3 protein-coding genes are annotated in these 1,790 nt (G+C 39.3%); all 3 read left to right on the forward strand.

Annotated elements, in window-relative coordinates:
- Window positions 1-14 precede the first annotated feature (14 nt).
- Window positions 15-149: an SPOR domain-containing protein gene (locus tag ACTF6W_RS10425; protein WP_438994485.1), complete on the forward strand. Its 135-nt coding sequence runs from the start codon at window positions 15-17 to the stop codon at window positions 147-149.
- A complete protein-coding gene (gene nagZ / locus ACTF6W_RS10430; RefSeq protein ID WP_438994483.1) occupies window positions 150-1,166 on the forward strand; it encodes a beta-N-acetylhexosaminidase in 1,017 nt (338 codons plus the stop codon). It abuts the gene before it with no gap.
- Window positions 1,166-1,790, forward strand: a 625-nt coding sequence (locus ACTF6W_RS10435; protein ID WP_438994484.1) for a site-2 protease family protein, incomplete at its 3' end; no start/stop codon positions are given. The genes nagZ and ACTF6W_RS10435, both read left to right, overlap by 1 nt.

A 1,790-nucleotide genomic window follows, 5' to 3' on the forward strand; every position in this document is an offset into this window, starting at 1 on the left:
TAAATCCTTCATATATGCGTGTTGATCTAGGGTCACGTGGCGTATTATACCGTGTACGTGGTGGCATGATTGAAAGTCGCGAAGCAGCTGATAAAGTATGTGCTGATTTAAAGAAGAATAATCAATCCTGCATGGTGGTAACCAATTAGATGGTTCTACCGGTTATTTCAGATGTAGAAGGTTTGGAAATGAGTGCTGATGAAAAAGCACTTTTTAAAGAGCATAAACCATTTGGTTTTATCTTATTCAAACGCAATTGTGATAATCAAAAGCAGTTAAAAAAATTAACTGACCAAATGCGAGATGTCGTTGACGATAAAGATGTGCCGATTTTGGTTGATCAGGAAGGGGGCCGCGTTGCGCGATTAGGACCACCTTCATGGAAAAAATATCCCGCGGCTCAAACTTATTCTGATATTTATGAACTTAATCCAGATATGGCGATTAAAGCGGTTAAAATACACGCTATGTTAATGGCTGATGATTTACTGAAATCGGGGATTAATGTTGATTGCTACCCGGTATTGGATATTCTTTTTGATGGTGCGGATAAAGTAATTGGTGATAGGTCATTTGGCCGCACACCTGAAAAAATAATTGCGCTGGCAGGGGCAGGTGCCGAGGCGATGATGGCAGTTGGTGTTACCCCTATTATTAAACATATTCCGGGGCATGGCCGTGCTGATGTTGATAGTCATTTATCACTACCCATTGTGGATACTAAGATAGATGAGTTAAAGGAAACTGATTTTTTACCCTTTAAATCCTTAAATAAATTACCTTGCGCTATGACGGCGCATGTAATCTATTCGGATATTGATAAAATTAACTGCGCGACCATTTCGAAAAAAGTCATTACTGAAATTATTCGTGAAGAAATCAATTTTAAGGGTGTTTTATTTTCTGATGATATTACCATGAAAGCACTCAATAAAACGGCTGCTGATAATGCGAAAGATGCGCTTAATGCGGGATGCGATTTAGCGCTACATTGTAATGGTAGTCTAAATGACCGACGTGCAGTATTGAACGCAACAGATGATTTAAATGATGAAGAGTACCAACGTTTAAAATCATACTTTATTAAAGATGCGTCAATTAAAGCAATTGATCACCAACAATTGTATGGTCAATTACAAGAAATTCTTACGGATTATCAATCATAATGGCAGATTTTATGGTTAGCATTTCAGTTTGGGCGCTGCCTTTACTTTTTGCGATTACGCTTCACGAGGCGGCACATGCATGGACGGCTTGGAAATTGGGAGATAATACCGCTAAAAAGCTTGGACGTGTAAGCTTTAATCCACTTACGCATATTGATCCTTTTGGAACAGTTATTCTGCCTCTCATTTTGCTTGTTAGTGGCTCAGGCTTCATGTTTGGTTACGCGAAACCGGTGCCGGTTAATTTTAATCAACTAAATAATCCCCGGCGTGACGGTGTATTGGTTGCTCTCGCGGGGCCGGGCGCTAATATTTTTCTTTTGATTATGGCTGCATTATTACTCAATGTTATGGCATTAATTCCAGACTTTATGTCAGATTGGTTCAGGCAAAATATGATTAATATGATTATTATTAATGCAATATTGGCCGTTTTTAATATGCTTCCAATCCCACCACTTGATGGCGGACGTGTCGCGGTCGGGATATTACCGTATCCTCTCGCAAGGCCACTAAGTCGGCTTGAGCCATATGGTATGTTAATTATTTTAATGGCCCTTTTCATCATCCCGATCGGCGGGCGATATATCGGTTTGAATTTAAATATATTCCAGTATATTGTTA

This window comes from Pseudemcibacter sp. (genome assembly GCF_965661635.1).
Classification (GTDB): domain Bacteria; phylum Pseudomonadota; class Alphaproteobacteria; order Sphingomonadales; family Emcibacteraceae; genus Pseudemcibacter.